Origin of the sequence: Fangia hongkongensis FSC776 = DSM 21703 (genome assembly GCF_000379445.1) — a bacterium.
Lineage (GTDB): Bacteria > Pseudomonadota > Gammaproteobacteria > Francisellales > Francisellaceae > Fangia > Fangia hongkongensis.
On sequence record NZ_KB902245.1, the window covers coordinates 1 to 13,049 of the forward strand.

The following is a 13,049-nucleotide window of genomic DNA, read 5'->3' on the forward strand; positions in this document are numbered from 1 at the left end:
CCTGCCGCTAAAACTTCTGTAACTGTTTCTAAAAATGCATCTACAACTTTCTTGGAATCTGATTTTGTTAAGCTTATTTTTTCAGCAACTTTTGCTTCAAACTCAGTTTTTGTATGTGTTTTTGCTTCTTTCTTAGACATGTTCCCTACCTTGTATTTTATGTTGATGAACTTTCAAAATATACTGTAATACCAATCAATACAAGCTGAGGAAGCCTAAAAAATTAAATCTATACAAAAAGATGTAATAACATAGCCAACCAAACGATAGCCCAATCCCAAATGGGATGAAATTTGTACCTCTTTTCAGCGCTTTCAATATCACACCAAACAATATCCCTGTTATGGATGCAAACAACAATACATATGGAATTGAAGCAATGCCAAACCAAGCCCCAATAGCAGCCAATAATTTAAAGTCACCAAAACCCATTCCCTCCTTACCGGTGAGAAGCTTAAAAAGATAGTAAATAAGCCACAGGACTAAATAACCAACCACAGCTCCTAATACAGCACTTTTTAGCGGTATAATCAAACCATTCGTATTAATTAACAGCCCAAGCCATAATAATGGCAAAGTCGCTATGTCCGGTAAGATATAGTGCTTTAGATCAATAACACTTAACAATATCAACACTACACCAAGCATTGAAATACAGGCAGAAAACCAGCTAATCCCAACATCTAGATAGACATAGTACAGATACCCTAAAATCACCAAAAAAATGCTAAGTGATTGGTAGTTTGGTTTTGCTGAAAACAAGCCAGATATCGGTGATACTATTTTAAATACAGGCGCTTTCGTGTCTGTTATTTCATCCGGCAATAATGCTCCTTCCATCTCTAGCTTGGCATTATACAAAACCTTTTCAGGGAGATACTCCACTAGTCCGTTGATTATCATGCTAGTAACAAGCGCTATGAAGATCAAAATAATAAACATCATGAAAATCACCAACTCCCAATATAACTAGCTAAAATTTCCGGTCTTGAATGCCCAAGCTCCAAACTCACCACTTCCCTAGCATTTAAATCTATTCTCTTATTTTCATGATCCATTATAGGCTTTTCGCCTCCTTTAATTGGACTTAAAAAGCCACTTAACTCTGTATATCGCCTTTGCGCGTAAGCATGTCGCAACCCATGAAGATTCGACCAACCGTTTTGTGTGACAATGTGATCGTATAATTGCGTTTGTTCCTTATAGTTTTTATGAAGTGGGATAAGTGACTTATTGTATCCTGCAACCTTTCTTGATCTATCAAGCCAATATCTTTGCTCTTTTGTTAAAATTGGTATATATCTTTCGCGACCTCCCTTCGTCCAGCTACCTTGCAGCCATATTCGTTTTTCTTTATCGGCTCTACTGGGAATGATTTTAAGGCATTCTTCTTTTCTTAACCCAAAGTGCTTTTGTAATTCGAAAGAGCACCGTAAATGCTCATATAAAACACCAGTAAAATCTATACTGTCAATTGCCCTATCATGCGTAGCAATATATGAACGCTGTCCTATTCCATACGCTTGATTACTTTTAATAAGATGTTCCTTTTCCATTAAAGTAAATACAAACCGAAGATCACTCATTAAGTTTTTTATACGCCCTACCGAAAGCTCTTTATCTTGCCAATACTCTAGCAGCTTATATATATGCTTTGGCTGAATCCGTCCTATGGTTCTCAATTTATAACCCATATCATGTAACTCACAAGCAATCAGCTTTAATCGACTCAGCCTTGCATACCTTGTGCTATAAGACATGGTCTTTTGCTCTCTCTCTAGTAACTTGTGTATACTATGATTTAAATCGTTTAATGCGCGGCTCATAGAAGCCCCTTCTGTAACTTATCGTAACTAGTATAACCAAGCTCTTCAATCAGCATCCGTTTAGCTATCGTTTGGCTTTTATGTTTTACCAATTGCGCCAAACGCTCCATCGCATAGATTCGCCTAAATGGTGCATTGATCTCATACCCACAATCATATATCTCTGCATTAACAAGCTGAACAAGCATGTTCTCAGGGATTCTATCTGTTAATGTCCTGTATGACCCTAGTATGTCATTACGATAGTCTATTACAGATAGTTGTGTCTTCGTTAAAATTGGAATAAATCGAGTTTTTTTGTTGGTGGCTAAATCAGAGTGAATCATTAAATCATCAGACATAATAGCTGTAGTTAAGTTGATTTTAATCGACTCCCTTTTCGTTAATCCAAAGTAAATCTGAAAAGCGAGTACACTCTTACTAAGTGGGTTATGAACAAGCTCTAATACGTCTTTACTGACTTTAAGCTGTGACTGCTTAGAAAATGTAATACTGGTAAAATTAAATTCTTTATTTCTGGGAATATCAATGTCATACATATCTGACATCATTTTACGAAGAATACTGATACGACCTTGCATGGTCTGAGATAAGATCCCTTTATTTCTCCATAATTCAACGAGCTTGAAGATGTAATCATTTTTTAACTGTGATAATTTTTGAGGCAAAAGCCCTAAATGTAATAAATCATCGATCATCGCATAAAGCACTACTTTGCGCTTATAACGTGATCGCTCTGCACCTGTTGCAATACTATTTATATAGTAATTTACATCCTTGATGCATGTTTGTTTTCTCATTCCAAGACACCTTTAACTCGTTTAGTGATTGATGCCCCATCTGTGTAAACAGTATGGTTATTAAAGTAGTGGCATATTACCTCAATAGTAAAAATCTATTGATATAGAGTGTTCTTTGTTATTTGTATTTTTCAATCATCTCTTTCGTCACAGCTTCTAAAATTTCAGCATTCAGCGCTGCATTTAGAATCTTCATTTTTGAAGGTGAGACTCCAGATTCTCTTAAGACATTAGTTTGAACTTGACGAATTAACTTAATGTTCTCATTTGTTAATGCTCGCTCTACTAGGCTTTCATGATTGTTTCTTTGATTATTTTTTGCAGCTTTTGCATTCTTTGTTGGTTTTACCTGTGCTTTTGGCTTGACCGGTGCAACGGGTTTCGTTTCAACAATTGCAACTGCTTCATTATTACTCATCTCTTTTCTCCTGTGATTAAGAAGCCATATATGACTGCTTTAAGGTTTCCAGTTTTCAATACATAAGCAAGATAGAGTCTGAAGTTGCCTTCAATTTCTTTCTTACTTATGACTGATCGCTTTTAAGGTCATTTATAGAAATTTGATTGTTACTTGAAGCAATTTTTTCTATATGTGACACTAACAACCTTATTGGTTGATGTTTTCTTCTTAACATAACTGTCATTTGTCATTGAATGAGTAAGAGTGAAAAAATTGATGTGTCCTAATAAGCGCTTAATGACAGAGTTGTCAGTAATATCTACGCTATTAAGTTCATCTGATATTTTCTCAATTATCACTAATGCCTCTTGAAGCTGATTTACAATGCTAAGTGTTTTGTGCTTATTCATCGTTGCACTCCTCTTTTATATTACTTAAAGGGAATAACAACACCCGAATCAGGAGCATAGCTACTCCCGACTGGGGGTGATGAATTTTCTAGGAAACTATATACATAGACGTTTCAAATACGGTGTAATTGAAAAAACTTCAGAGCTATTCTCTGTAGTCTTTGCCTCTTTGTTTATAGCTTTACTAACGTTGTATCGCATTTCTTGATGGTCTATTGCTAGAACATTTTGAAGTCGTAGTGCTAGTAATTTACCTAGTTGTTGATGTTCTCTCATTGTTACTCTCCGTTTTTAGTTTTAAAGTTAAAAAAGGGAATAACAATGCCCCTGTTGGGAGTAAAGTTACTCCCTGGTCGGGGTTTATTTATTAAGCAGCATCATTAATGAAAAAATGCTCTCTATTTTGATAATATCTTGTCACATTACCATCCATATCAATACCAGACATAGAAGGATACTCTTTATAAAACTTACACAGCTTTTTGATTTCATTATTATATTCTTCAGTATTTTCACACTGCATAATAGTTTCATCACCTTCTGCATAAGTGACAATAGTCTTCGTCTTCTTATTAACCCATACTCCGAAATAGTAAGCATCTTGATCTGTATCAAATTGCTCATATCCACCGCCAAAGCACAGATCATAATCATAATAATAACGATCTCTATCTACGACAAAATTTTCAGTTATCTTCATTGTTATATCTCCGTTTTTAATTTAGTTAAAAGGGAGATAAACAAAGCCCCTAGTGGGAGATATTTAGTCTCCCAGTTATCGGGTTATTTTTTAAACTTCGGTATATTCTGTCACATCATAACCATGACTATAAAAATCACCTAAGCCTCCAGCATTAATTCTAAATGTTTGGACTCCATTGGTAACAATAACCATAGTTCCATCATGTAATTTTATATTTTCTTCTTTGAAACCAACGGCATCTAAGAACAAATCCATGCTGAATAGGTTATCTCCAACTTCATCTGCATCAATTATTGAATATGACGTTATGCCATTCTCGAAAAATTGATCTACATTTTCTGGGATATCATATATTTGCATTTGGTTATCTCCTATTAGTTCGATTAAAGGGAGATAAACATGCCTCACTAGGAGACGTTTTAATCTCCCAGTGGGTGGTTTACAAGATTTATTTAGTTGACTGCTATTTAATGAAAAGTAGCAATGAGAATGGACGCTGCAATTGCAGTGCATCCTAGAAGAATAGAAATAATCGTATTACGATTATCTTTTTGCATGCGTTTTTCCATACTCTGAGAGAACTGGTCAAACTCACGCCGACTTTCTGCAATAAGTGATTTTTGTGATTCCGTCATTTTTGAGGAAATATCACGCTGTACATCTGTCATCATATCTTCTAACTCCTCTCGAACACCTGTTGCAACCTCCGCAGCTTTACGAGCATTAGTGTTATCTAGCCCAAGTAATTCGAATTGATCTACTAAATAAAGTCTATCATATTTTTGCTTCATTGCCATTCCCCCTTGATCTGGTCAAGGATAACAGCATGCGCTTGACTAACACTATTCCTACTCTTATCAGAGACATATGATCTATGAAGTATGCAAGTATTTACTACATGACTTGAGATAAACTCATACATGTGCATATTTTTGCTAAATATAGAATCAAAGGCATCTGAAAATTTGACCTCACCACATAAATAACTACTTGATACATTTTTCAATGCATCATTTATGTATTTATGCAGTATTGCCGATAAAGTATCTACTGCCAGCAATACGTTTTCGGTATTAAAAATAGTCTTTCTAGTATCCGAATAAAAATCATAATCAAATACGGTACTTAGGATAAGATCACCTAGTTCTTCTACCTTTTTGTAGTCACTAATCCACTTACAATAGCTATGAAATATCTCAGCTGAACCTTTCATAGAATTATTTAAGAACATATGGTTGATTCCATTTTCTAATTTACCTGTAAGCGCTTCGATAGTAAACTCCACCCTCTTTGAATCATATTTTACATGTTGCATGTCATCTCTCCTATCTTGTCATGTTTGGGGAGATAACATGCCCCATCTGGGAGACAGTTAATCTCCCATTTAGGTTGTTATAAACTCAATCGTTCGTTAGCAGTAATGAACCAATTTCAATACCATCTAACTTTTTATTGAGCGATTCAAGAATTAAATTGATATGATCTTCGTAATTTAAATGCATATCCTCCTCACCTAAATAGATAGTAAAGTGTTGACCTGTTACCACTTGACTAAAACCACCATCGTATATATCAATACGATAGCTTTTAGTATGAGGTGCATAACTAAAAAAAGCATGATCATTGGTGTATTTTGAAATCAAAAGACACACATCAAGCATTTTTCTTTCGTTATATAAGTCATTTGCATTTAGTTTTTCTACTTTCATTGTTACTCTCCTATTAATTAGTTTTAAAGGGAGAATAACAATGCCCCTGCTGGGAGATTATTAGCCTCCCATATGGGTCATAGTATCTTAATCACTCTTAACTAGCTTGCTCTCATAGAAGCACCCCAGCCTTGAATAACTTTAAATTTTTGTTTTTTATCTTGCGCTTGCTTATCACCTTGTAAAGTTATATCAACTTTATCAGCGATCTCATCAGCTAGAGCTAATTTTTCATTTTCAGGAAAATCAGCACTATTCAATTTACTGACAAGTTCATCTAACTCGTTAATTTTCACTTGTAACTTAAATGATTTCACCTGATCTTTAAGTGATATAAGTGATTTGACTTGCTCATCACTTAACTCACTATTGACCGGATGATCAAACGCATGTTTATCATTGTTATTTTCTATCTCATTTGTATCTGGTTCGTTCTGCTTGTCAGATACATCTTTAGATGCATCTGGCAGTCTACTTACCAAAAAAGTAATACAAAAGATTAAGGTTATTAGTACAATTGCAATAGATAATGTAATTACAGTTGTCATGGTATTCACTCCTATTATTTGATTCATTTGATGATTACAGGAAGAAAACCATACCCCCTGAAGGAGATAAAATTCTCTCCCTATGGGGGTTAATAAACACTTAATTCATATTCAAACTTTACAAGCATCATGGAACGCCTTTGATACTTCTAATTGATCAATTAAAGGCAACAATCCAAGGTTATCCATTGATACATTTATCTCAAAAGTTAAATATTGCATATGCATTAACATATCCAATATTGTCCCCTCTAAAACAGAATGCCTATAAAGATGCTCTTGCAACTTTGAAATTAGAAAATTATTACTAATTTTATGTAATATTTTTTGGTTAAATTTAATCGCCTTAAGTAATAATGCCTGATTGAAAAAATCAGACTTATCAGCTTTAATAAACCAATCAATATTTTTTGACTCTAGATAACGTGTTAAAACTTCGTCATTCACATGTCTATTATTGAAATATGAAATGCTATCAAAGTTAAAAACAATGTTCATGTTTATACCGGTAATGTATTTGATAATATCTTCAAATGACTTACCTTCTAAAGCACCAACAAATGAAATTAGAGTCTGCTTAATTTTAAGCACTGTTATCTCATCTTCAAATTGTAAAAGATCGTTTAGTTGTTGAGATTTAAGATCAACAACATAACTGATCATCGCTATATTTTTCGATGATAGTTGTACTCTAGTTTTCATATTTCCTCCTAAAGATAGCTAATCGATAAGGGAAATATAACTCACCCATTTCTGGGAAAATAAAATTTCCCCAATGGGTGATTAAGTTTAAAACTTAAACTGAGTGTATTTATCAAAAAGCAGACTAAACCACAAAAGATGCTTTTTCGTTTCCTACAATTTAAAGCAAGTTGTTATGCTATAGCTAGTGACTCCTTTTAAGTTGTTATAAAAGAAGATGTAGTGAAACTAGCGCTGACATTCCAATTAGATTGGGCGGTTCTTAAATATATACGCATCGCACATATTTGACCTTTTATCATCAGTTGTTATCAGACAAAAGGCATTTATTTTTGCTTATGTTTCATTGCTGAGATGAACTTCACATTGTCGGAAGTAATAAGCACATCATTTTGTGGAACAACCCTACGTTGTTGAGGGATCTACGTTGTTGAGATTGCCTTTCATAAATACGATAATCACTGTCAGTATGATTAGCTTAATTTATGTCGTCCACATGGCTACACACTTTTAGCCTTTCCTTGATATTAACATCAAGAAATATCTAGGCTTATGTATGATATTAACTCTGAAAAAACTAAAATCAATACGGTCTAGCAATATTTAAATTCCATCTTTTTTACGGATAAGAAAAAATCATGTTATAGATACGATTAGCTTACATTTATATAATGCGTCACCTCAGTGTTTTATTATCAGACGCTTCCAACTCAACCACATTAAATTTCTCTTTGTATGTCCGGATCATAACATCAAGATTATCACTAGATAAATTTGATCTCATCCGCTGCATATTTCCATACTTTATACACGTTACCCAAAAGGATTTATTACTCTCAATATGACGCAACTTCTTTTTGCCTGTGATAAATACGGATATAGATGGAATCAATAAATCTACATTATCTAGATTTAATATTTTTTCTGAAAACTCGCGCAAAAATTTAAAACTGAGACATACCTCAAATCTATCAATATCAATTAAAATATCTCTGTCATATTTTCCTGAATTGACCATTTCAATAATATGTTCTTGCAATGCATTTAATTCATTATTGGTATATATTTCTCCATTTGATTTTAATGTATTTTTTGATTCAATATCAACGCACTTACTTTGGTCAACTTTATCCAATATATCATTTTCAATACTCATATTTTCTCCTTTGATATCTAAATTATTATTTATGGCTACATCCTCAAAATTAATGCTTTTTTCATCTAAATCATTTGTTACATGTTCGTCTATATTTTCATCCCAATCATCCCAGTCACCAAATCCATCATCACTAGAATCATCATCAATTTCATTTATCATATTATCTTGCAATACGATTAAATCCTCTGTATCGCTATTTTCATCACTCTCACTGAGTGAATATGAAATTTTCTTATTGCTACTCTTGTTACTTTCTTCCGATTTAGTATTATCATTTTTCTCATCAATATTATTGATTTTTTCCACTATGACCTGATCATCATTGCAGTACTTATCTGCTTCTTCTTTTGATATTTTTACATCGTTAACCTGTGACATGATGAATCTGATATTATCCTGACCTTGTTTAGTGTTCTTATCTTTATATATATCACCACTTAAAACATATTCTGCATAAGAATCTATATCAGAAACCACCCTAGGAAATGCGACTTTATATGCTACATTTTGTGCATTAATATACATAGCATTTCCGTTAGGAAGTGACGTTAGCATCTCATCAGTTATAAGTGTTGTTTCTACTGTCTTGACACTATCTCTATTTGATGTCCTAAAGTCATGTATACTCTTATCTATCACACCTGAATCTGCTTCAATCCCTTTGACGCTAACCTTATCAAACATATTGATAATCATTTCACTTAAATCCTTATCCTTTAACCTGAAAATGATCTTAAATCCTTGCGAGTTTGCTAACACCTGATTTGCTTTTTCCTTTTTTCCATTAAAGGCATCCACTAAGTCACTAACGGTTTGTGTTGCCCATACCACTCTAATCCCTGTTCCTCGCGATTTATTCAACAGTTGAATAGCTGATTCCGTTGCTACTTCTGCCATTTCATCAATAAATATATAAGCCCCTTTTCCATCCTTCCCAGCTTGCCTTCCATTATCATTTAACACGCCTGCACAATTTGTTAAATCTTGTAAGAATGCGCGTACCATTGTTTTAGATAGTGTTTTGTTAGATAACGAACTAATTCCTACATATATGATTTTATTTCTTTGTGGGTTATCCAGTATTTCATTAACGTTGTACTCTTGGCGTTTATAACAATTGCCATCTTCATCTTGGTAATAGCTACCATCATCATTTTTCTTTATAAGATCACTGTTGTAATACGAAAACATACTTGATTGTTTTGTATTATTTATTTTGCTGAGTAACGGAAATACGCTACTAATCATTTTTCTACGATGTTTTTCATCATTTTTACTTATTTCATACAAATCAAAATCAATGCGATTTGACATGCCAATATGATCAATTTTCACGCCCGATGTTTCATCATTCAACTCATCTTGTTTCAATTGAACATATTTAAGTATCGCCATATTGCGTGCTTGCATTTTACTGAGTTCTTGCTTTTCTTTTTTAGCTGTATTGATGTAATCCTTGGTGAATTTTTCTACTTTTGAATGAAAATCAGGATATAAAGGGGGGTATATTTTTTCACAGTAACGTCTTAATAGCTCTACAGGTCTTGAAACGTAAAATCGTAGTGAGGCAGAATCAATTTTTATGCCTATCTCATGAAGTGCATGCGCTACTTGACTAATTGCCATCCATGCTTCTTCAGTAAAATTTTGTCCTGACCCACCTTGGGATAAACTGGATGTCATCCTATCAGCAACTTGACTTACGTCACTAAAATTAGAAAAGAAATTTGCCTTCGCAGATAACTCTGGTTGTCCGGCGTGAATGACCATAAAATCATCGACTCGACCTGCATCAATAGCAGCACAATACATGTTAACCAATGTATCTAAATCACCTTTTGGATCTAAATAGATAACTAAACGACCTTTTCTAATATCCTGCGCCATTAGCGTATTAAAGCATACCGTTTTACCAGAGCCGGTTGTTCCAATAATACAACCATGCCCCGCTCTTTCAGACTCTGTAACCCATATATCATAGTTTTCAAATTGCTCTAACCCATGATAAAGCGCTTTTCCTGCTAAGTCGGGAATCAGTGGAAACCCTACTGATTTTAAACAACTATCTAGTAATTGAGATTTTTTTCTTAAATCAGATAAGCTCTTGCTATGTGTTCGCCAGCGTAAAGGGTTAAAGCTCGTTGGCACCCTGAAATTGTCAATATAAGCACGGTGCTTTCCATCATAAATCAAGTTAACCCATTTGTTTTTTACCTTACTCCTCTCTGACTGTAAAGTGTATAAAAGCTGACGATGCTTTACCGTCCAATCATACCCAGTTCCAACATATAAATCTGGCTTCTTGGGATGATTGGCTAAACTGTCAGTCGATAATGGGATTTGTTGATTTCTTAATACTTCAGGCGCAATAAAGCTTAATCGATGTTGATAACGCCAGTCTAAATATGCTGAACGTAGAAAACAGACACCCCATGTCAGCATAATAATATTATGCATTAGCGACTCATAATATGTAAACGGCAAACTGAAAAACCCTAACATATACAAAATCATATAAAGCATTAATAAGCTACCGCACAACAAGTGCCAAATAAATAGATTTGTGAAAGGATTCTCAATCTGTTTTTGTATATCCCATTCACAAACCCCTTTCATCAAACTATTTAATCGATCTATGCACTTGATATAAGTACACCACATCAGTTTCAAAGGGTAAAATAGCCCACTGATCCATTGATTTTTGACCATTACAAAATCCCCCGTATTATAAATACTTTCTAAACGTTGATACCATCATGTAAAACAGCATTACACTAATCATGCCAACCAGTAAAAACACCAGAAGTGGGCTAAAGTTAAATGGCAGCACAAGATATAAAACAATGACACACAATGGTAGATAGCCGCCAATGTACTTAACTATTTTATGCTTAGCGCCTGATTCTCTATCGATGACGATACGTCTGTATAATCGCTTACGGTTACCCGTTAAAATGCCTAACACTATTGCAAGCACATAAATAGTGATTAAAGAAAGTGAGGTTATCAGCTTCATGAGTGAAATTAATATTGCCATTGAAATAATACTGATGGCACGTATTAAAAACACCGCCCCGTATGATAAAATCGATTGTCCAGAACCATCTAACCCAATAGGTTGGTAAGACGTCAAAATATTATCCATGCCTTTAATCATATTGTCACTGTGTGCAGCACCGCCTAGATACTCGATGAGTTTCAGGCTTGTTACTTGAACTAAATGTGCTGCACTATGAAAAGTATTTATAAATAATAAATCACTGTTTTGTTGATTTACACGGATAGCTAAATAATCATAATTCTTCTGCAAGAGAGCATAAGTGTAGTCATAACCACTAGATGACCAGAGTATAAAATATACTACAAGGTATATACTTAGCACCCATAGCATTAATTTCACAATCCCTATTATAATCTTAAAAGGAAATGTGACTAATGCAGTTTTCTTATGAACTTTTTTTGTTGCTTTTGAAATATGATCTTCTTGTTCCGACATATTTACCTCTAATACACAAGGTTATATCCAACGAGTGTGCAAAAATATTCTGCAAGTCCGACTCTAAAACCACTTCCTCCCTGTGTAGCATTAAAGTAGCCATCCCCTTTTTTTTGCATAACGCGGCATCGATCCCAATGCACGGCATTTTTGGCATAATCTAAAGCGGCTAAAATCTTTGCACAACGATTCAGTTCTTCTAAAATCTCACTGTCTGTTTTGACAACCTCATTTTTATAAATAATGGTATAACCGACCAATCCAATTGCTTGTATAATCATTGATCCAGTTTGATACCCTGTTTTATCACGGTAAAATCGATTGCCTTGATAAGTAGCCCATTTTTCAAAAAAATAGGATCCAAACTGTTTCTTTGTTTCAAATTCGTATCCTGAGAGTTCCCTACCATCCTTCAACGTAAGTGAGGCTGTGGTTTTTCGCTGTAAATAGTCACCACCTAAAAAGCCTCGGCAATAGCGAGCCATTATGCTTAAAGTTGTGATGTGTGGTGATTTTTTACTGACTACGTTTTTGCTTTCATTCATGCCGCCATGATGTTTAATCACTGGCATTTTTGATATTTCTCTTGCCCAGTTAATAATAGGGTCTGTTGAGTTTAAGCGCATGGCGTGTCTTGCCTGAACCTTCGTCTGAGTGAAGTTAATATCACTGAATATTTGACCAATATCAGCTTTTGTTAAATCTCGCTCATTTCCAAATATAATTTTCACTGAAATCTCTAAGTTCGATAGTAATGAGCGTAATAGCTTTCTACGCTCAAGACGGCTTTGATTTGGTTTACTTACACCTCTTATTGTAGGCTCATAGCCGCCTATCGTTCGCATAAATGTATTCAACCGCCCTAGTCCATCACTTGCAAAGGCACTTTTTGGCTCAAACTCAATCATATCTAAACGATCATCAAACTGTTTTATCACCGGACGTTTATTTAACGCAATGGTAATCGTTGGGATACACCCTGCTACTTCCACTTTATTGAGTAGGTGGTTTGAATAGTAATCTTCAAAGGCATCACAACGACTGACCGTAGTCACTCTTTGCACATCCTTGTAAAGCAAGGCTAAATCCTCTGGCAAAGCACGCATCGATAAGCTATTCAATAATGATTCGACTCGCATTTGTGTCACCATGTTGCGTGTAACGCCGAAGGATTTTCGTGAGATCATTCCACTTACTTTAGTCGTTAAGCTTGACTCTCTACGTGTTGCAGTTCCTGTCTTATTTTCGCTCACAGCATCCATATTTTCTAAGATCTCTGTCATAGCTTTCCCTTTT

The 13,049-nt window shown here is 34.5% G+C and carries 16 protein-coding genes; all 16 read right to left on the bottom strand.

What is annotated here, in order from left to right:
* Positions 1-140: HU family DNA-binding protein (locus tag A37Q_RS16575; protein WP_018299079.1), on the bottom strand; the 140-nt coding region annotated here is incomplete at its 3' end.
* Between the two features lie 55 nt (positions 141-195).
* Complete coding sequence (locus A37Q_RS15790) at positions 196-945, bottom strand: prepilin peptidase (protein WP_018299080.1); 750 nt, start codon at positions 943-945, stop codon at positions 196-198.
* Positions 946-950: 5 nt separating this feature from the next.
* Entirely contained in the window at positions 951-1,826 is an 876-nt protein-coding gene (locus A37Q_RS0104485) for a phage integrase N-terminal domain-containing protein (RefSeq protein WP_018299081.1), read from the bottom strand.
* Positions 1,823-2,626: a hypothetical protein gene (locus A37Q_RS0104490; RefSeq protein WP_018299082.1), complete on the bottom strand. Its 804-nt coding sequence runs from the start codon at positions 2,624-2,626 to the stop codon at positions 1,823-1,825. Before A37Q_RS0104490 ends, A37Q_RS0104485 begins: the two co-directional genes overlap by 4 nt.
* Positions 2,627-2,744: 118 nt before the next feature.
* Positions 2,745-3,044, bottom strand: coding sequence for a hypothetical protein (locus tag A37Q_RS0104495; RefSeq protein ID WP_018299083.1), 300 nt, complete (start codon positions 3,042-3,044; stop codon positions 2,745-2,747).
* Between the two features lie 149 nt (positions 3,045-3,193).
* Positions 3,194-3,436, bottom strand: coding sequence for a hypothetical protein (locus A37Q_RS0104500; protein ID WP_018299084.1), 243 nt, complete (start codon positions 3,434-3,436; stop codon positions 3,194-3,196).
* A gap of 367 nt (positions 3,437-3,803) precedes the next feature.
* Positions 3,804-4,136 carry a hypothetical protein gene (locus A37Q_RS0104510; RefSeq protein WP_018299086.1) on the bottom strand — a complete coding sequence of 111 codons (333 nt, stop codon included), beginning with the start codon at positions 4,134-4,136 and terminating at the stop codon, positions 3,804-3,806.
* 90 nt (positions 4,137-4,226) lie between these two features.
* Complete coding sequence (locus A37Q_RS0104515; protein WP_018299087.1) at positions 4,227-4,499, bottom strand: hypothetical protein; 273 nt, start codon at positions 4,497-4,499, stop codon at positions 4,227-4,229.
* A gap of 107 nt (positions 4,500-4,606) precedes the next feature.
* A complete protein-coding gene (locus A37Q_RS0104520; protein WP_154648620.1) occupies positions 4,607-4,936 on the bottom strand; it encodes a hypothetical protein in 330 nt (109 codons plus the stop codon).
* A complete protein-coding gene (locus tag A37Q_RS0104525) occupies positions 4,927-5,454 on the bottom strand; it encodes a hypothetical protein (protein WP_018299089.1) in 528 nt (175 codons plus the stop codon). The genes A37Q_RS0104520 and A37Q_RS0104525 overlap by 10 nt, the downstream gene beginning before the upstream one ends.
* An 85-nt stretch (positions 5,455-5,539) precedes the next feature.
* Positions 5,540-5,848 (bottom strand): hypothetical protein, encoded by a 309-nt coding sequence (locus tag A37Q_RS0104530; protein ID WP_018299090.1) that lies wholly within the window; start codon positions 5,846-5,848, stop codon positions 5,540-5,542.
* Between the two features lie 101 nt (positions 5,849-5,949).
* On the bottom strand, positions 5,950-6,396 hold the full coding sequence (locus tag A37Q_RS0104535; RefSeq protein ID WP_018299091.1) for a hypothetical protein: 447 nt from the start codon (positions 6,394-6,396) through the stop codon (positions 5,950-5,952).
* A gap of 111 nt (positions 6,397-6,507) precedes the next feature.
* Positions 6,508-7,098 (bottom strand): hypothetical protein, encoded by a 591-nt coding sequence (locus A37Q_RS0104540; RefSeq protein WP_018299092.1) that lies wholly within the window; start codon positions 7,096-7,098, stop codon positions 6,508-6,510.
* 676 nt (positions 7,099-7,774) lie between these two features.
* Positions 7,775-10,966, bottom strand: a complete 3,192-nt coding sequence (gene traD, locus A37Q_RS0104545; RefSeq protein ID WP_018299093.1) for a conjugative transfer system coupling protein TraD — start codon at positions 10,964-10,966, stop codon at positions 7,775-7,777.
* A gap of 16 nt (positions 10,967-10,982) precedes the next feature.
* Positions 10,983-11,753 (bottom strand): DUF4400 domain-containing protein, encoded by a 771-nt coding sequence (locus A37Q_RS0104550; RefSeq protein WP_018299094.1) that lies wholly within the window; start codon positions 11,751-11,753, stop codon positions 10,983-10,985.
* An 8-nt stretch (positions 11,754-11,761) separates the two neighbouring features.
* Positions 11,762-13,036 carry a ParB N-terminal domain-containing protein gene (locus tag A37Q_RS0104555; RefSeq protein ID WP_018299095.1) on the bottom strand — a complete coding sequence of 425 codons (1,275 nt, stop codon included), beginning with the start codon at positions 13,034-13,036 and terminating at the stop codon, positions 11,762-11,764.
* Positions 13,037-13,049: the final 13 nt, after the last annotated feature.